The organism is Vulgatibacter sp. (assembly GCF_041687135.1).
Taxonomy (GTDB): Bacteria; Myxococcota; Myxococcia; order Myxococcales; family Vulgatibacteraceae; genus JAWLCN01.
On record NZ_JAWLCN010000001.1, the window covers coordinates 184,363 to 202,438 of the forward strand.

Consider the following 18,076-nt stretch of genomic DNA (forward strand, 5'->3'; position numbering starts at 1 on the left):
GCAGCCCACGCGTTGTTCCGGCTCCGCGCCGGGTTTACCATCGGCGCCTCGAGGGAGGTCCGCCATGGGGCTGTGGGACAAGTTGAAGCAGGTCACGGTCGGCGAGGCGGCACGCCTCTTCCTGCAGCGGCCCGACGAGGCCAAGGGCTGGGTGGTCTACCGCTGGCCCGACACCAACATCCGCCTCGGCACCCAGTGCACCGTGGAGGCGGACGAGGTCGCGGTCTTCCTCCGGGACGGCAACGTGGTCGGCACCCTGCCGCCAGGGCGGCACACGCTGGACGGCCAGTCGATCCCTTGGCTCTCGCTTCTCGTGGACGCCGTCACCGGCGGCAACCTCTTCGTCTGTGAGGTCTACTTCGTCACCACCCGCCAGCTCCATGGCGTGAAGTTCGGCGGCGAGATCGGGCGGGTGAAGGATCCGGAGACGGAGCTGCGGGTGCGGCTGCGGGCCTTTGGTGCGTGCACGGTGGAGGTCTCGAACCCCGTCGTCCTGCTCACCAGGCAGACCGGTCTGGGCGAGCTCCGCGACGACGGCGAGCGCTTCAAGCGGATCGTCGGCGAGCGGGTGATGCTCGCACTCTCCGACGACGTCGGCGAGCTGGTGGCGAAGAAGGGCACGGCGCTCGACCTGGTGCTCTCCGGCGCGCTCAAGGAGGAGCTGATCGAGGAGGCGAAGCGCGGCGTCGACGGCCACCTCCAGGAGATCGGCCTGCAGGTCGCGGGCTTCCAGCGCCTCGAGATCAACCCCGACGACACCGACTGGCAGCAGCTGCAGCACGACGCAGCGGACCTGCGCGCGATGCGCCGCGACGCGAGGCGGGCGCAGCTCATGAACGAGGTGGAGATCGAGCGGCGGGCGAAGCTCTCGCAGCTCGCCGGCGGCTACCAGCCGATGGCGTCGGGCGAGGCGATGATCGGCGCCGGCGCGGGCCTCGCCCAGGGCGGCGAGTCGTCCGGCACCGCCCTCGGCGGCGCCGGGCTGGGGATCGGCCTCGCCATGGCGGGGCAGCTGGCGCAGGGCCTGGGCAATACGATGGCCCACGGGGCGCCCGTACAGCAGGGGGGCGGCATGCCCAGCGCGCCCGTCGTCGCCGGCCTGCCCGGCGCCAATACCGCCGCGCTCACCACCTGTCCCTCCTGCCAGGCGCAGGTCCCGCAGGGCCGCTTCTGCGGCTCGTGCGGCACGCAGCTTTCGCCCGCTGCCTGCAGCTGCGGCGCCGCCTTCGCGCCCGGCGCGAAGTTCTGCTCCAGCTGCGGCAAGCCCGCCGCTTGATCAATGCGCCGCCGCCGGCGGCGGATCCAGCTTGCGGATCTCGGTGTGGCGGATCTGGCCGCCACGCTGCGCGGTCCAGATCAGGAGCACCACGCTGGCGAGCACCGGCACCAGCACCACGCCGGTGACCCAGGAGGGGACGCGCCCCCGGCGGCGCCAGGAGAAGACCAGGCCCGCCAGAGCGACCACGCCGGCGGCGATGGTAACGCCGAGTGCCGTCTCGGCGATCTCCTCGTGGGGCTCGATCCACGCGTCGGTGACACCGGGCAGCTCCTCGGCTGCATCCTCGGCGCTCTCGCCGCTCTGGTAGGCGACGACCGTGAAGAGGGCTACGCCTACCGCCATCCACATCCCCACCCGCGCCACCTCGGCGGAGCGGCGAGCGAGGGCGTAGATGAGCACGAAGAGCGTGAAGCCGACGCCCACCACCGGAACGTGGACGCTGGTGAGATGCAGGTAGATCGGCTCCATCACAGGCCTCCAAAGGGCAGTCGTAGGGCCGCCGACCCGGGTCCGCAAGCGGCGGACGACCCGCTTCAGCCGGCCTTCGCGGCGATTCGTGTCTGCCGGGCGGCCTCGGCCTCGATCTTGAGCCCGGCCACCGCCTCCCGCACCCGCCTGGTGAAGGCGTCGCGCTCCTTCATCGTGTAGCCCGCCACGTCGATGGGCTTGCCGAAGGCGAGGCCGATCACGCCGGGCCGGATCTCCAGCGTGCTCTTGGGCAGGACCTCCTCGGTCCCGGCCACGGCGATGGGCAGCACCGGCACCTGCGCCTGGATCGCCATCACCGTCGCGCCCTTCTTGAAGGGCATCAGCTCCGCCTGCGCCGAGCGGGTCCCCTCGGGGAAGAAGAGCACGCTGATCTCCTTGCCGACCTTCGCGCTCATCTCGCGAAGCTTGCGGGTGGCGGAGCCGGTCTTCGCCCGATCGACGGAGATGTTGCCGGCGGCCCAGAGCGCCTGCCCGAAAACGGGCACGTAGAAGAGCGACTTCTTGGCGACGAAGCGGACCTTCTGCGGCGCGTGGGCCACGATCGCCGGCGCGTCCATCAGGCTCACGTGGTTGGAGACCATCACGTAGTTGCGCTTGTGGTCGAATCGGTCCATCCCGACCACCGCCACGTCGGCGCCGCACGCTGCCAGCACCCACTTCGCCCAGAGCTGCGGGAGCACGCGGGTGCCGTGGTTCTTTCCGAGGGTGGCGAAGCCCGCCACCATCACCGAGGGCGCGATCACGGCGGTGGCGGAGACGATGCCGGCGGCGGCGATGGGAAGGCGCGGGATCTTCACGTCATCTCCTCGCAGGCGGGAAAGAGCAGCGTTTCATCGATCGACGAGAAGCCGCCGAGCAGCATCAGCAGCCGATCGATACCCACCGCCACACCTGCAGCCGTGGGCATCCGGCCCACCGCATCCACGAAGCGATCGTCGATCGGGTAGACCGGCTTGCCGAGGGAGGCGCGGAAGCGCTGCTCCTCCTCGAGGCGCCGCCGCTGCTCGGCGGAGTCGTTGAGCTCGAAGAAGCCGTTCGCGAGCTCCATGCCGCCGATGTAGAGCTCGAAGCGCTCCGCCACCAGCGGATCGTCGACCCGCAGCTTCGCGAGCGAGGCCATCGACGCCGGCCAGTCGACGAGGAAGGTGGGCCGCGGCCAGCCGAGGCCCGGCTCGATCGCGGTGAGGAAGACGGCGAAGAAGACGTCGTCGAAGGAGGTGAACGCCTCGGGGATGTCGAAGCCCCGCTCCTGCGCCCGCGCCCGGAGCAGCGCCGCGTCGCCGTCGAGGGGCAGCTCGATCCCCGCCCGCGAGGCGAAGGCCTCCGCCACCGAGAGCCGGTCCCAGGGCGGGGTGAGATCGACCGGCGCGCCGTTCCACTCGATCTTCGTGCCGCCCGCGAGCGCCTCGGCGCCGCGCAACGTGAACTCCTCGATGTCGACGAGGATCGGACCGTACCCACGCCCGGCCTTCGGCCCGTCCACGAGGTTCGCCCGGTAGAACTCGAGCATCGTGAACTCGGGGTTGTGGGTCCGGGCGATCTCCCCGTTCCGGAAGACCTTGCCCAGGAAGAAGATCCGCTCCCACTCCTCCGCGAGCAGCCGCTTCATCGCGTACTCGGGGGAGCTGTGCAGCCAGAGGGGGCGTTCGGGGCCGCGGGCGCCCATCTCCGGCACGAAGCGGGTCTCGAAGGCGGTGATGTGCGGCTCCATGCCGGGGGCCGGAACGAGGAGGGGCGTCTCCACCTCGTCGAAGCCCGCGTCGGCGAAGTAGCCGCGGATGGCGGAGTAGAGGGCGTTGCGCGCCCGGACGGCACGGAACTTCCGGGCGCTCGGCGGGTTGCTCATGGTGCAGGCACGCTAACTGGGCCAAACCCGCCTCTGCAAGGCGTTCCACGCCCCTCGTGGTAGGGTGCCCGCGCCATGCGCGTGCTTCTTCTCGCCGTCGTCCTCGCCTTCGCTTCCGGTTGTGCCACCAGCGCCGCGACCACCTCGACCACCTCCGTCCGCCGGATCGGCAAGGCCACCGAGGCCGATCGCAAGCTGGTCGCCGAGGTGCGCGACCAGGCGGCGGCGCTGCTCCAGGGACAGGCCGAGCTCTTCTGGGAGGCGTGGACGAAGGGCACCCCCGTCGACGTCGAGGCGCACTACGCGAGCCACGAGGCGCTCTTCACCGCCACCCGCTTCGAGGCGGTGCAGCGGGTGCGCGCCGCCGAGAAGGATCCCGACGGGCGGCGTGCGCTCCACTTCCTCGAGAGCTGGCTCGCAGGCGAGATCCTCGCCCGCTCCACCGCCGAGCACTCGACGCGCCTCGCCGGGATCGAGGCGGCGGCGACCTTCGGGCTCGACGGCGAGAAGCACGGCTGGCGGGAGCTCGAGCCGATGCTCGCGGCGGAGGCCGATCCCGAGCGGCGCGCGGCGATGCAGCAGGCGGCGCTTCCCGTGCTTCATTCGCTGGGCGAGGTGCTCCACGCGAAGCGGGAGCGCCTCGAGGCGGTGGCGCGCACCCTCGGCTACGAGAGCACCCTCGACGCCGCGGCGGCGCTGCGGCAGAGCAGCCCCGCCGCGATCGACGCGCTCGCAGGGGGCGTGCTGGCTGCCACCGACGGTCTGCACACGAAGGCGTTCACCTCGCTGGCCCGCAGGCAGCTCGGCACCGAGCTCGGGGCGCTGCGTCGCTCCGACATGCCGCGGCTCTTCTCCAGCCTCGGGCTCTTCGTCCGCTTCCCTTCTGCCGACGCCCTGCCTGCTCTCGAGGCGACGCTGCAGGGCCTCGGCCTCGACGCCTCCGCGCTGCGGGTCGAGCCCCGGGCGCCGAGCGGGAGGCCGCTCGCCCTGGCGGTGGCGCCGCCGCAGGACGTTCGGCTGGCGCTGCCCGCTGCCGCACGGGATTGGGCGCCGATCTTCCACGAGGCCGGCCTCGCTCTCCACGCGGCCCACACCGCGCCGGGCGCCTTCGAGCACGCGCTCCTCGGCAACGAGGCGAGCGCGGAGGCCTTCGCCGTCCTCTTCGAGAACCTCACCACCAACCCGGCGTGGCTCCGCGACCAGACCGGCATGACCGCAGCCGAGGCCGCGGCGCACGCGAGCACCGCCGCGGCCCGGCGTCTCTACCAGGCCCGTCGGCACGCAGCGCGCCTCGGCTACCAGATCGCCTGGGCGAACGGCGTCGATCAGCCACGGGCGCTCTACCGCGCGGCGATGGAGCGGGCGTACGGCTTCCCGCTCTCCGGTACCGACGCGGCGTGGTACGCGGTCGATCAGGACGAGTGGCTCTTCGGCGCCGACGCGCTCCGCGCCTGGATGCTCGCTGCGATGATCGAGGAGCACCTCGTCGCCGCGCACGGCGAGGCGTGGTGGCTGTCGGCGGAGGCGGGCAGGGCGCTCGCCGCGCTGATGGAGAGCGGCAACCGGGAGACGCCCGACGAGATCGCGCAGCGGATCGGCGCGAAGGCGCTCGATCCGCAGGCCTTCGTGCGGCAGCTCGAGGGCCGCCTCGGCGTGCTCCTCACCCCGCCCCCGGCGCCTGCAGCGAAAGAAGCGGAAGCGGCGCCCGCCAGCTGATCAGGTGGGGAAGGCCCCCGCCTCCAGCGCCTCGATCCACGCGCCGAGCTGCATCTCCTCCGGCGGCAGGAGCCGCGCTGCCTGCTGCAGCCTGTCGCGGAAGCGCTCGTGGCTGCCGAGCCCCGCGACGAGCAGCGCGTCGAGATCCCGCGGCGCGAGCCCGTGGGCGCTGCGCACCCGTTCCAGCTCCGGCACGAAGCCCGCGCGCTGCGACGCCTCGAGGCGCCGCGCGACCCGCGCCCTGCCGGCACGCACCCGCAGCGCCGCCGCCCGGCGCCGCAGGCGGATCCGCTGGCCCCGCAGGAGCGCCGCGGTCCAATCCTCCTCGAGCGCTCCCGCCGCCACCTGCGCCCGGGCCCGGGCCTCGTACTCGCGCACGAGATCCTCGTAGTGCTCCTCGGCGTCCCGGTAGGGCGCGTCGAGATCGTCGCCCCGGAAGCTCGCCCCCGGCGCGGAGATCTCCCGTGCCGCGTCGGCGAGGAGCTCCATCCGCGTGGCGAGATCGGCGGCCACGAGGACCTCGCCCGCCACCCAGGGCTGCAGCGCCAGCCAGCGCGCCAGCCGATCGATCCGCGCCTCGAGGGACGACGCGCGCAGCTGCGGCAGCAGATCGATCCCGTCGAGCAGCGCCGCCAGCTCCTCCCAGGCGCCGCCTTCCGCAGCGACGAAAGGCACGCAGCCCGCCTCGGTGCCGTCGGCGTAGGGATCGTCGTGATCGCAGCAGCCGCCCGACGAGGTGCCGGCGATCCGCACCCGCCGCACGCCCCGCACCACGGCGTAGTCCTCCTCGAAGCGGAGCAGCGTGGAGGCGGTGGCGACGGTGAGCAGCCGGTCCGGCTCGGCGGCGGGCTCCTCGCCCTGGCGCCGCTGCGCCGGATCGAAGGCGAGCACCGCAACCTCTTTGCCGTCGCGGCGCGCCAGCCGCGCCGCGGTCTTCATCCGCTCCTCGCCGAGGAAGAGCCTGCGCCGCTCGCCGGGAAGCACCGCCGCCTCGGAGGGCGCGAGCACGAGCAGAGGAAGGAGCTCCATCGCGTCACCCATCAGATCCGCACCCCGTTCTCGCGCAGGAAGGCCCGCACCTCGTCCACGTCGCCACGGTGGAGCACCGCGCCGATCCCTTCGCGCCGCGCCGCCTCCACGTTCTCCTCGCGGTCGTCCACGAAGAGGCACGAGGAAGCCGGCAGCGAGAAGCGCTCCAGCGCCAGGCGGTAGAAGCGGGGATCGGGTTTGGCCGCCCGTACCTCGTAGGAGAGGTGGAGATCGGTGAAGCGGCCCAGCACCGGGATCTGCTTCCGGAGCAGCTCGAAATGGACCGGCTCCGTGTTGGAGAGCAGGTAGGTCGGGTGCCCCGCCTCGATCACCTCCGCCGCGAGGGACTCCATCTCCGGCCAGAGGTCGAAGATGTCGCACCACGCTTCGACCGCGAGGGCCGGCGCGAGCTCGGGGCAGCCGAGCCGCGCGGTGAGGCCGCGGAGGAACGCCTCCGTGCTGATCTCGCCCGCGTAGCATCGGTGGGCCTGCTCGCCGTGGTAGACGCTCGCCGCGTCGCGCACCTCGGCCAGCGTGCACCGGGCCAGATCGGCGAAGCGCTGCAGCCCGCGCTCGAGGCGCAGGTGGACGAGCACGTCGCCGAGATCGAAGAAGACGGCAGGCCGGCCCATCGTCACACCGCCCGAAGCACGAGGCATTTGAGGTAGCGCGTCTCCGGCACCGGCAGGAGCATCGGGTGGTCGCGCCCTGCGCCGCGCCGCTCGATCACCTGCACCTCGCGCCGGGCATCCCGCGCCGCGTCGGTGACCACGTCCTCGAAGGCCTGCGGGCTCACGTGGTAGGAGCAGGTGGCGGTGAGGAGCACGCCGCCTGGGGCGAGGAGCTGCAGCGCCCGGAGGTTGACCTCCTTGTAGCCGCGCATCGCCGCCTCCAACGCTGCCTTGTTCTTCGCGAAGGCCGGCGGGTCGAGGACGATGGTGTCGTAGCGCGCGCCGCTCGCCAGCTGGTCGCGCAGCCAGTCGAAGACGTTCGCCTCCACCGCCTGCACACCGGCGACGCCGGAGAGCTTTGCGTTCCGCTCGATCCGCGCACAGGCGTCGGAGGAGATCTCCACCGCCTGCACCGAGTCGGCGTTGCGCGCCATCTGCAGGGCGAAGCCGCCGACGTAGGAGAAGAGATCGAGGGCCCGTCCCTTCGCGTAGTCGCCGGCGAGGAGGTGGTTCTCGCGCTGGTCGAGGAAGGCGCCGGTCTTCTGCCCCTCGAGCAGATCGGTCTCGAGCTTCGCCGACCCCTCCTCGTAGATCGTCGGCCCCCGGTAGGTGCCGCGGAGGACGCCCTTCACCTGCTGCAGCCCCTCGAGCTCGCGCGTGCGTACGTCGTTGCGCTCGACGATGCCGGCGGGCTGCAGGAGCTCCTCGAGCAGATCGCAGATCAGCTCCTTGCGCCGCTCGGTGCCGGGGACGAGGGTCTGGATCGAGAGGTGATCGCCGTAGCGATCGACCACGAGCCCCGGGAGGAAATCGGCCTCGCCGTGGACGAGGCGCAGGTCGCGCACGCCCGGGAGTACGCGCTGCCGCATCTCGATCGCCGAGGCGAGGCGCATGTGCAGGAAGGCCCGGTCGATCTGGATCGGCTCCCGGGTGAGGAGGCGCAGGGCGATCTGCGAGTGGACCGAGTAGAAGGCGGTGCCGAGCGCCTTGCCGCGGCCGTCGAGCACCTCCACCGCTGCACCGCTCTGGATGGCGGGGCCGGGATCCGGCGCCAGATCGCTGCGGTAGATCCACGGGTGGCCGGCGCGCAGGCGATCGACGCCGCGCTTGCTGATGGTGACGCGATCCAAGAAGGGCTCCGGGTTGCGGACTTGGGACCGCGATCAGCGCGGCCCGCCGGTCCCGGTACCAGAGGGCGAGGCAGGGACGCAACCCGCCTCGTCCTTCGGGCCTTCGACCGGGATGGTGAACCAGAAGCGGGTCCCCTCGCCGACCTCGCTCTCCACCCCGATGGCGCCGCCGTGGGCCTCGACGATCGCCCGGGCGATGTAGAGGCCGAGGCCTGCGCCGAGGTGGGCGGTTTCCCGGGCCTGCATGTGTCGGGTGAAGAGGACCGGGAGCAGGGCGGCCTCGATGCCGGGGCCGTCGTCCTCGACCAGGAAGCGGACCGCGTCGCCTTCGCGGCTGGCTGCGACACCGATGCGGCCGCCCGGCTGCGTGAATTTGAGGGCGTTGCCCAGCAGGTTGGAGAGCACCTGGAGGAGCCGGTCGCGATCGAAGGAGAGCGGCGGCAGCTCGTCGATGGAGAGCTCGAGGGAGCGACCCTCCCGCTCCGCAAGCGGCACCCAGGACTCCTGGAGCTCCTCGGCGATGGGGGCGAGGGATTGCATCTCGGGTGAGACGGCGAACTTCCCCGCCTGGATCCGGGTCAGGTCGAGGAGATCGGCGATGAGCCGGCTCATCTGATCGCCCGCACGGCGGATCCGGTCCATGAGGCGGACCGCTGCCTCGTCCTTGCAGAAGCGCCGCAGCGCCGCCTCGGTGCACATGCTCACGACGTTCAAGGGGTTGCGGAGATCGTGGGAGACCACCGCCACCATCTCGTCGCGGGCGTGGACCGCAGCCTGCGAGACCTCGTGGAGTCGCGCGTTCTCGATCGCCACCGCGGCGAGCTGCGCCAGCTGCGAGGCGATGGCGGTGTCGCTGGGGGAGAAGTGGGCGCCGCGCAGCACCAGCTGCCCCAGCTCGTTGCCGCCGCGCCCCACCAACGGCACGTGCAGATCGCCGCCGGCCTTGCCGCCGAGCTCCGCCCTGGCGTCGGCGCAGCCGATGATCTCCCGGGTGTGGCGGGCCACCGCCTCGAGGACATCGTCGACGGAGAGCGAGCCGTGGATCGAGGCGGCTGCGCCTGCGAGCTGCTGCAGCTGCCGGACGTGGCGATCCCGCGCCGCCTCGGCTGCCTCCGCCTGCAGGCGCGCCCTGCCGAGCTCGGTGGCGTAGCGGACGCTCTGGGCGAGGCGCTCGGGGCCGAGGGCTGCCTTGGAGAGATAGTCCGCGGCGCCGGCGCGGAGGAGCTCCACCGCCAGCTCCTCGTCGCCCTGGCCGGTGAGCATCACCACCGGCAGGCCGATGCCCCGGCGCTTCACCTCGCCGAGGAGCGCGCGTCCGTCGCGGCCCGGGAGGAAGAGATCGAGCAGCAGGCAGTCGAAAGGCTCGGCAGCCAGGATCTCGAGCGCCGCCTCTGCCGAAGTGACTTCGTGTACGTCGGCGTCGATCGATGCGGCGCGGAGCGCACGCCGGACCGCGAGGCGATCGACCTCGTCGTCGTCGACGAGCAGGAGGCGGAGGCGAGCCACGTTGATCTTCTCCAACCGGGTCGGTGCTAGGGAAACTCGACCAGGGTCCAGTATTTGTTGAGCGTCGCGGTGAGCTCGACGAAGTTCGAGAACGTGACCGGCTTGAGCAGGTAGCCCGAGACGTTGAGATTCCAGGCCTCGACCCGGTCCCGCTCGTCGTTCGAGGTGGTGAGCACCACCACCGAGGTCGCCTGGAGATCGGGATCGGCGCGCAGCGCCTTGAGAAACTCGAGGCCGTTCATCTTCGGCATGTTGAGATCGAGGAGGATGAGCCGCCTGCCCGCAGGAACGGCGCCGCTGCGGAGCATCTCCAGGGCCTCGAGCCCGTTGCCCGCCACGTAGAGCGGGTTGCAGATCCGGTTCCGGTCGAAGGCCCGCTTCACGTTGAGAACGTCGACCTCGTCGTCCTCGACCAGCAGGATGTGCAGCTCTCGCTCGGCGTTCACTGTTCCGCTTCCTCGCTCCGGGGCCAGAGGAAGCGGAACGTCGCGCCCGCACCCGCCGCCGATTCCACCCACGCCCGTCCCCCGCGGGACTCGACGATTTTCTTCACCACCGCCAGGCCGATTCCGGTGCCCTCGACCTTGTCGCGAGCCTCGAGGGTCTGGAAGATCCCCCAGATCCGCTGGTGGAAGGCGGGATCGATCCCGGCGCCGTTGTCGGAGACGCTGAACTCGTACCACGAATCGCCGCTGGGCCGGGCCTCGATCCGGACCACCGGCGCCGCTGCGGCGCCGTGCTTGAGCGCGTTGCCGATCAGGTTGAGGAAGACCTGGCTGAGCTGCGTGCGCTCGGTGCGGAGGACCGGCAGCGCTGCGCCGAGATCGATGCGCGCCCCTTCCGGCACCGCGAGCATGTCGACCACCTCGCCGAGGAGGCGGCCGACGTCGACGGTCTCCACCTTCCCCGCCTTCCGGCCTGCCCGGGAGTAGCTGAGGATCCCCTCGATCAGCCCCTCCATGCGGTGGGCGCGCTTGCGCAGCAGCCGCAGGTGCTCGTGCACCGTCTCGGTGGCTGCCTCGCCGAGGTCCTCCTCGATCCATTGGGAGAGATGGGCGATGCCGCGCAGCGGCGCCTTGAGATCGTGCGAGGCCACGTAGGCGAACTGATCGAGGTCGCGGTTGCTGCGGGCGAGCGCGCCGATCAGCGCCTCGCGCTCCCGCTCGCCCTCCTTGGCTGCGGTGATGTCGGTGTGGGTGCCGACCCACTCGCGTAGGGTGCCATCGGGCTCGAGGACCGGCGAGGCCCGCGCCGCGAACCAGCGGTAGATGCCGTCGTGGCGGCGCAGCCGGTGCTCCACCGCATAGACGCTGCGGAGGGCGAGCGCCTGCCGCCAGGCTGCCAGCGTCGCCTCCCGGTCCTCCGGGTGCACGGCGTCCTGCCAGCCCTCGCCCTCGTATTGCGACTGCGTCTGGCCGGTGTAGGCCCACCAGCCCGGCTGCTCGCCGCGGAAGCTGCCGTCGGGCTCGGTGGTCCAGACGATCTCGGTGGTGTTCTGGACCAGCTGGCGGAAGCGCTCCTCGCTCCGCCGCAGCGAGGTGTGGAGGCTGGCGTTCTCGATCGCCATGCCCGCGCGCCTGGCGAGCTCCGCCAGCGGCTCCACGTCCGTCTCCTCGTAGAGCCTGCCGGACTCGGCGAAGACGAAGGAGAGGGCGCCGAGGATCCTGCCCCGCGCTTCGATCGGCACGGAGATGAAGGAGCGCAGCCCGAGCGACCGGACGATGGCGAGGTGCTCGGGATCCCGGGCGACCTGGACGAGGAGTTCGTCGGGGATCTCGCGCATGAAATCCGGCTCGCCGGTGCGGAGCACCTTGCCGAGGCCGTGGGCGTCCTCGATGCGCGGCGGGTAGCGCTCCTGGATCTCGAAGGCGTAGCGCTCGAGGGCCGGATCGCCATGGGCCACCTGCATCCTGCGGATCGCGCCGCCCTCGAGCAGATCGACGGCGCACCAATCGGCCCAGGCCGGCACCATCATCCGCGCCACGCTCCGGAGCGTGGTCTCGTAGTCGAGGGAGGAGTCGAGCTCACGACCGGCCCGGGCCTTGAGTTCGAGGAGGTCCTGCGCCCGCCGGTGTTCGTGGATGTCCGTGCAGGTGCCGAACCAACGGACGATCGAGCCGCTCTCGTCGAGGACCGGAAGCGCCCGCCCCAGGAACCAGCGGTAGGCGCCGTCGTGGCGCCGGAACCGGTATTCGATCTCGAAGGGCTGCCCGGTGGCTGCAGAGGAGCGGAAACGCTCCCAGTTGCGCGGCAGATCGTCCGGGTGGAGCGCCTGCTGCCAGCCCTCGCCGAGGGCCTCCTCGGCCTGCAGGCCGGTGAACTCGTAGAAACGCGCGTTGAGATAGTCGCAGTGGCCGTCGGGCCTGGTGCTCCAGACCAGATGCGGGATCGCCTCCGCCACCCAGCGATAGGAGGGCTCGAGGGGCGGGCCCCAGGCGTTTGGCTCCGACATCGCCGAGGCGAGCAGCCCCAGGTCGCTCTCCTGCTTCATTCGGTGGTCTCCGATTCGGGGGGATGTACGGATCCCTCCCTCGATCGGCAAGCCTCGCCGAGGTGTTCCTGTAGGAGAGCCAACGGTAGGGCCAGCTCCAGCGCGAAGCGATCGCCGAAGGGCTGGACCCTGGCGTGATCGAGGAGATCGACCAGCGCCTCTTCGCCATCGGCCCGCGCCTTGAGCCTGGCGAGAGAGAGGGCGGCGCCGAGGCTCTTGCCGAGATCGCGCACGCTCGTCGGCTCGGGCCCCTCCACGTCGGCGACGATGGCCACGTCGCCGCTGGCGTCGACGTGGAGCTCGATCCGATCGGCAGCCTCCTGGAGCCGCTCGCGGAGGCCGCGCTCGTCCGGCGGGAGGAGATCCGCCAGCTGCGCCGCGGCGATCACCCCGTAGATCTCGCCGTAGGTGCTCGACTCGTCGAAGGCGGGCGTCGCCTCCCTGCGCCCCTCGAGGCGATCGATCGCCTCCTCGAGCGAGGCACGATCGTCGGCGAGGAGGACCATCTCGTCGCCCCAGACCGCGAGCACGTCGCCGCTCCCGTCGCTCTCCCGCTCGACGAAGCGCCCCTTCTCGCCGTAGGGGACGAAGCGCAGCCCCGGCTCCAGTTCCTCCCACCGCGCGCCGCCGAAGTGGCCGGAGACGAGGAGCACGTCGTCGCCGCCGAAGGCGATCCGGTCGACGTCCTCGAGGGGATCGATGCCGAAGCGCTCGCGCATCCGATCGAGCTCCCCCTGCTCCCCGGCGCCGAGGAAACAATCGAGCATGAGCTGCCCGAGCGGCGAGTGGCGCAGGGCGTTCGCCTCCACCACCACCGCGGACTTCCCCGGCACGGAAGGGAGCGCCGCGAGCACGGGATCGAGCACCGGTGCCCGCCGCTCCGGTGGCGCGTCGTCCGGCGAGGGTTCCGGCACGGGCTCCGGCTGGCGCAGGGTGCGGCGCCGCTCCATCCGCTCGTATTCCGCTGGGCGCAGCGAGCGGGGAAATTCCACCCGGGGCTGCACCGGCGGGCGGGGCTCGTCGCCCCGCGACATGAGGAAGGCGGCGACGCCGAAGAGGACGATCGCCGCCACGAGCCAGATGCGCCTGCGCATCAATAATCCTTCCCTTCGAAGCGCCAGATCGCCAGGGCGAGGGCGGCGAGGCCGAAGACGCCGAGGCCCGCGAGGAGCGAGAGGAGGACCGCCGGCTCCACCGGCTGCGAGCCGGCGATGTCGGCGGCGGCGTCGGCGATCGCCGAGACCCGGGGCAGGAAGGCGGTGACGCCGCCGAAGATCTCCCGGCCCACGCCGGGCTCGAAGGCGGAGAGGAGCTCGTCGCGGTAGCCCGCCACGATCCCCGCGAGCAAGAGACCCGCGCCCACCGCTGCGGAGAGGGCGCTCGATCGGGCGAAGACCGCGGTGGCGAGCATGGCGCCGTAGATCGCGGAGAAGGTGACGCTGGCCAGGAGCGCCGCCGCCATCGGGCGGAAGGTCCAGACGCCGGTCTTCACCCCGAGGAGCAGGCTGAGGCCCCCGGCGCCGTAGAGCGCGCCGGCGGAGGCGAGCAGGAGCACGCCGAGGAAGGTGCCGGCGAGGAGCTCCGGCCTGCGCAGGGGCAGGGCGAGGAGGTGCTCGATCCGGCCCGGGGCGAGGAGGCTCGGCCCGAAGTCGGCGCAGGCGAGCACGCCGAAGGCGAGGCCACCGTAGAAGATCACGTAGGCCGCCGCCTGGAAGACCGGGCGGAGCGCCACGTCCACCGCGCGGATCTCGCCGCCGCCCAGCGCGCTGCCGAAGAGGCGGGTGGCGGCGAGGGCGCCATCCACCACCTCGAGGCGGAGGGCGAGGCCGAGGAAGAGGAGGAGCGCGGTGATCGCGAGGCCGAGGGCGAGGAACCAGCGGCGGGAGAGCGATTCGCGGAGGAGATCCGCCGCCACCGAGAGGACGGCGCTCATGCTGCGGCTCCCACTGCCTCGGCGAGGACCGCCTCGAGATCCTTGAACTCCTGCTGCAGCTCCACCAGCAGCGCCCCGGTGGCGCGGGCCGCCTGGAGGTGCGCGTCGAGGGAGGTGGGATCGCCCGCCTCGCAGAGCCATACACCGGGTGAATCACCCGGTGTGAAGCCGAGCGCCTGCAGCGCCGCCGGATCGGCGCCGGGCGCGAAGCGGATCCGGTGGCGGGTGCCGCTGCCGCACAGGGAGGCGAGGCTGCCCTGCTTCACCAGCACGCCGCCCGCGAGGATGCCGATCCGATCGCAGACCCGCTCGGTCTCCGCGAGGAGATGCGAGTTGAGGAAGAGGGTGGCGCCGCGGGCCCGCTCCTCGGTGAGGAGCCGCCGCACCTCGGCGCGGCCGAGGGGATCGACGCCGTCGGTGGGCTCGTCGAGCACGAGCAGATCGGGGGCTCCGAGGAGCGCAGCGGCGAGACCAAGGCGCTGGCGCATCCCTTTGGAGAAGCCGCCGATCCGCCGCGTGGCGCTCTCCTCGAGGCCGACGCGGCGGAGCTGCCTGCCGATCTCGGGGCTCGCGCCGCCGAGCCCCTTGAGGCGGGCCACCGAGGCGAGGAAGCCGGCGGCGCCGAGGTGGGCGGGGAGGTGGAGCCGCTCCGGCAGATAGCCGATGCGGCGGCGCACCGCCACGTCGTCGGGGCTTCCGCCCAGCACCCGCACGCTGCCTGCGGTGGGTCGCACCACGCCGAGGAGGAGCTTGATGAAGGTGGTCTTTCCGGCGCCGTTGAGCCCGATGAGACCGAAGGCGGTCCCCTGCTCGACGGCGAGATCGAGACCGCGCAGGGCCTCGTGGCCTCCGCGCAGTCCGGCATAGGTCTTGCGAAGTCCCGCTGCTTCGATGGCCAGCACGGGCGGAGTGTAGCAGGAGTCGCTGTCTCCGGCCGCAGGCAGGGAAGCGGGGTCTCGGATCGTCGAGGCCCGTGGGGAAGCATTCCACGCTACGGGGCGCCAAGGCCTCGCGTGGCGGCGGGGCCGCGAAGCCCCGGGGGAGCGGATGATGCGGCGTACTCTCGCCGGCCTGGCGACAGGCCTTGCCCTCACGTTGATCGCGGGTTGCTCCTGCGGCGGCGCCGACGTCGTGCGCGACCTCGACGGCCACCTGGTGGTCGAGGGCGGCGAAGCCGATCCGCAGCACGCCGCCGGGCTCCTCTTCGACTTCGGCAGCCTTCCCGTCGGCGGCACGGAGCGCCGCACCTTCACCGTGCGCAACCGGAGCAACGAGGAGGTGGCCCTGGAACCCCTCGCGCCCGGCGCTCCCTTCTCCTCGAGCATCGCCGCGGGCGCCGTCCTGCCGCCGCGGGGGGCGATCGAGGTGGAGCTCACCTTCGCGCCGACGGAAAGCTCGACGAGCGAGGTGCTGGTGCAGCTCGGCTCGCGCCTGGGCGATCACCCGATCCGGCTCGTGGGTGAAGGGCTGGCGGCCCGGTTCCGCTGCGCCCCGGGTGCCCTCGACTTCCGCGCGGTCGTTCTCGGCACGTCGCGGACCGAGACCATCCGCTGCGCCAACGAGACGGCGCACGAGGCCACGCTGCTCGTCCCCGCCGTCGAGGGGACCAACGCGGCCGCCTTCCGCTTCGCCGATCACGCCCCCGGGGATCGCGTGCCCATCGCGGCGGGAGAGAGCCGCGAGCTGCCGGTGGTCTTCACGCCGGCTGCTGCGGAGATGCACGTGGGCTCCTTCCGCCTGGCGACCGAGGGCGGCGACAAGCTCCCCGAGATCCGGCTGATCGGCTGGGGGCAGCCGGGGGCGCTCCTCGTCTTCCCGGCGGCTGGCTGCCTCTTCCAGCGCCCGACGCCACTCGGAGCGAGCGACGTCGTCCCGATCATCGTGGTGAACCCGAGCACGGAGCAGCGGTCCGTCACCGCGATCGAGCTGCCGGAAGGCTACGAACTCGCCTCCTTTCTGCCCGCCTTCGTGCCACCCGACGACCTGGAGGATCTGGTCCTGACCTCCGTTGCGCAGGTCGCCGTCCGCTTCACGCCCGCCGCCGTCGGCCCGCACGAAGGCACCATCCGGCTCCATACCGACGACCCCGCGCTCCCGGTTGTGGAGCTCTGCGCCGGCGGCTCCGGCGGCGGGCCCGAGCTCCATTGCGAGGAGGAGCGAATCGACTTCGGCGCCGTCGCCGTCGAGGTCCCCGTCACCCGCACGCTCACCTGCGAGAACCGCGGCGCCGGCTCGCCGGAGGACGACGCCACCAGGCTCGACGTCCACTCGATCGGGACCAACTCGCCGGCCTTCTACGCTTCGCTCCGCGATCCGACGAAGCGCTCCTTCGCCCTGGGCGAGCGCTTCCTCGTCGACGTCACCGCCGAGCCCGCAGCCGAGGGCGAGCACTACGGCACGGTCCTCTTCCTCACCTCGGACGCCCGCTCGATCGACGAGCGGATCGTGCTCACCGCAGACGCCGTCGCGCTGCCGCCCTGCGACTACGTGCTCGAGCCCGCCTCCCTCGACTTCGGCGTGGTGGAGCCCGGGACCAGCGAGAGCCGCTCCCTCCTCGTCCGGAACCGCGGCAGCGACGCCTGCCTCGTCCACGACGTGCGGATCGCCCCGGGGAGCCACCCGGGCTTCGCGGTCGACGCGCCAGCGGAGAGGCGTATCGAGCCCGGCGCGGATCTCCAGCTCCAGGTGCGTTTCACCTCGGCGGGCCCCGTGCCTGCCGCGACGGGAACGCTGGCGCTGCAGATCTCGGAGCCGGACGAGCCGCTGGTGGAGGTCCCCCTCGCCGCCACCGCGGAGAGCCGCTGCCTCGAGCTTTCCGCTGCATCCCTCGACTTCGGCGTGGCAGCGCCTGGCTGCGCGCTGGAGCGATCGGTGCTGCTCCTCAACCGCTGCGCCCTGCCGGTGGAGATTGACGGCCTCGACCTCGAGGGCAGCGCCGCCTTCTCGTTCGCCGGGCCGGTGGCCATCCCCGCAGGCGAGGGGCGCCGGGTGGATCTGCGCTTCGCACCGGCGGTGACGGGGATCACCACCGGCTCCCTCGCGATCCGGGCGGACGGCCAGACGCCCTACCGGCTTCCGCTGGCGGGGGAGGGCGGCCCCGACCAGCACGTCGACCGCTGGGCGCCCTTCGAGCGCGAGCCCCTTGACCTCCTCTGGGTGGTCGACGATCGCGCCGGCGTCGAGGGTCTGCGCGCCGCTGCCGCAGCAGGCGTCGCGGACTTTGCCACCGCCCTCGCCGGCTTCGATCTCCAGGTGGGCGTGACCTCGATCTGCCCTGACGTCGACGGCAGGCTGCTGCCCCTGGGCGCCGCCGACCGTGTCCTCGACGGCACGGGGCTGGAGGCCCTCGGGCCCCGCCTCGCAGCAGGGAGCTGCACGGCAGGAGCGCAGGGGCGCAGCGCCGCCTTCCGGGCGATCACGCCGCCGCTTCGCAGCGCGGTGGACGATCCGATCCACCCCGAGCCCGCCGACGGCAACGCCGGCTTCTTCCGCCCGGCGGCCCATCTCGGCGTGCTCTTCCTCGCCGACGGCCCCGACGGCAATGGCCCCGATGCAGCGAGGTTCACCGCGGTGAAGCCCGGCGCGATCGGCGCGCACGGCCTCTTCGGCTGCGGCGGCGGGGCGGGCTTCGAGGCGTGGGTGCAGGCAACCGGCGGCCTCGCGACGGACGCCTGCGCCGGCGGAGGGATCGGCGCCGTGGCGGCAGGCCTCGTCGATCGGATCGGCCACCTGCCGCTCGGCGCCACCCCGGCGGATCGGGACGGCGACGGCGTGCTCTCCCCGCTCGAGCTCGCGGTGATCGTGGACGGGACGCAGCTGCAGGCGGGTTGGCGCTACGACGAGGCCACCGGCGCGATCCACTTCGCCCCAGGCGCCGTCCCGCCGGACGACGCGGCGATCGAAGTGCGCTACTGGCCGCGCTGCGACTGAAAAAGAGAAAGGCGGCCTCCGCCAGGGAGGCCGCCTCTTCAGGTTCGAGCGGGAGA

15 protein-coding genes are annotated in these 18,076 nt (G+C 72.4%); 3 read left to right on the forward strand and 12 right to left on the reverse strand.

Annotated elements, in window-relative coordinates:
- The first annotated feature begins 64 nt into the window (after window positions 1–64).
- Window positions 65–1,276, forward strand: coding sequence for an SPFH domain-containing protein (locus ACESMR_RS00895; protein WP_373044254.1), 1,212 nt, complete (start codon window positions 65–67; stop codon window positions 1,274–1,276).
- Here ACESMR_RS00895 and ACESMR_RS00900 read toward each other — a convergent pair whose 3' ends face one another.
- The 3 genes from ACESMR_RS00900 to epmA form a co-directional block, all read right to left on the reverse strand.
- Window positions 1,277–1,747: a DUF2231 domain-containing protein gene (locus ACESMR_RS00900; RefSeq protein ID WP_373044256.1), complete on the reverse strand. Its 471-nt coding sequence runs from the start codon at window positions 1,745–1,747 to the stop codon at window positions 1,277–1,279.
- A 65-nt stretch (window positions 1,748–1,812) separates the two neighbouring features.
- Complete coding sequence (locus tag ACESMR_RS00905) at window positions 1,813–2,565, reverse strand: lysophospholipid acyltransferase family protein (RefSeq protein ID WP_373044257.1); 753 nt, start codon at window positions 2,563–2,565, stop codon at window positions 1,813–1,815.
- Window positions 2,562–3,614 (reverse strand): EF-P lysine aminoacylase EpmA, encoded by a 1,053-nt coding sequence (gene epmA / locus ACESMR_RS00910; RefSeq protein WP_373044259.1) that lies wholly within the window; start codon window positions 3,612–3,614, stop codon window positions 2,562–2,564. Before epmA ends, ACESMR_RS00905 begins: the two co-directional genes overlap by 4 nt.
- A gap of 75 nt (window positions 3,615–3,689) precedes the next feature.
- On the opposite strand from epmA, the gene ACESMR_RS00915 reads away from it, so the two are divergent.
- Complete coding sequence (locus ACESMR_RS00915; protein ID WP_373044260.1) at window positions 3,690–5,330, forward strand: hypothetical protein; 1,641 nt, start codon at window positions 3,690–3,692, stop codon at window positions 5,328–5,330.
- Here ACESMR_RS00915 and ACESMR_RS00920 read toward each other — a convergent pair whose 3' ends face one another.
- From ACESMR_RS00920 to ACESMR_RS00960, 9 genes are read right to left on the reverse strand one after another with little or no spacing between them, the layout of a single operon-like run.
- Complete coding sequence (locus ACESMR_RS00920; protein WP_373044262.1) at window positions 5,331–6,359, reverse strand: hypothetical protein; 1,029 nt, start codon at window positions 6,357–6,359, stop codon at window positions 5,331–5,333. It abuts the gene before it with no gap.
- 11 nt (window positions 6,360–6,370) lie between these two features.
- Window positions 6,371–6,991 (reverse strand): HAD family hydrolase, encoded by a 621-nt coding sequence (locus ACESMR_RS00925; protein ID WP_373044263.1) that lies wholly within the window; start codon window positions 6,989–6,991, stop codon window positions 6,371–6,373.
- 2 nt (window positions 6,992–6,993) lie between these two features.
- Window positions 6,994–8,160 (reverse strand): class I SAM-dependent rRNA methyltransferase, encoded by a 1,167-nt coding sequence (locus tag ACESMR_RS00930; RefSeq protein WP_373044265.1) that lies wholly within the window; start codon window positions 8,158–8,160, stop codon window positions 6,994–6,996.
- Window positions 8,161–8,193: 33 nt separating this feature from the next.
- The gene (locus ACESMR_RS00935; protein WP_373044267.1) at window positions 8,194–9,666 is read right to left on the reverse strand and encodes a sensor histidine kinase; all 1,473 of its coding nucleotides are present in this window, start codon (window positions 9,664–9,666) and stop codon (window positions 8,194–8,196) included.
- A gap of 26 nt (window positions 9,667–9,692) precedes the next feature.
- Window positions 9,693–10,112, reverse strand: a complete 420-nt coding sequence (locus ACESMR_RS00940) for a response regulator (protein ID WP_373044268.1) — start codon at window positions 10,110–10,112, stop codon at window positions 9,693–9,695.
- Window positions 10,109–12,157 (reverse strand): PAS domain-containing protein, encoded by a 2,049-nt coding sequence (locus ACESMR_RS00945; protein ID WP_373044269.1) that lies wholly within the window; start codon window positions 12,155–12,157, stop codon window positions 10,109–10,111. The genes ACESMR_RS00940 and ACESMR_RS00945 overlap by 4 nt, the downstream gene beginning before the upstream one ends.
- Complete coding sequence (locus ACESMR_RS00950; protein ID WP_373044271.1) at window positions 12,154–13,251, reverse strand: hypothetical protein; 1,098 nt, start codon at window positions 13,249–13,251, stop codon at window positions 12,154–12,156. Before ACESMR_RS00950 ends, ACESMR_RS00945 begins: the two co-directional genes overlap by 4 nt.
- Window positions 13,251–14,090 (reverse strand): hypothetical protein, encoded by an 840-nt coding sequence (locus ACESMR_RS00955; RefSeq protein ID WP_373044273.1) that lies wholly within the window; start codon window positions 14,088–14,090, stop codon window positions 13,251–13,253. Before ACESMR_RS00955 ends, ACESMR_RS00950 begins: the two co-directional genes overlap by 1 nt.
- The gene (locus ACESMR_RS00960) at window positions 14,087–14,992 is read right to left on the reverse strand and encodes an ABC transporter ATP-binding protein (protein ID WP_373044274.1); all 906 of its coding nucleotides are present in this window, start codon (window positions 14,990–14,992) and stop codon (window positions 14,087–14,089) included. The genes ACESMR_RS00955 and ACESMR_RS00960 overlap by 4 nt, the downstream gene beginning before the upstream one ends.
- Before the next feature lie 148 nt (window positions 14,993–15,140).
- Between ACESMR_RS00960 and ACESMR_RS00965 the strand changes: the two genes are divergently transcribed.
- Window positions 15,141–18,020 (forward strand): choice-of-anchor D domain-containing protein, encoded by a 2,880-nt coding sequence (locus tag ACESMR_RS00965; RefSeq protein ID WP_373044276.1) that lies wholly within the window; start codon window positions 15,141–15,143, stop codon window positions 18,018–18,020.
- Window positions 18,021–18,076: the final 56 nt, after the last annotated feature.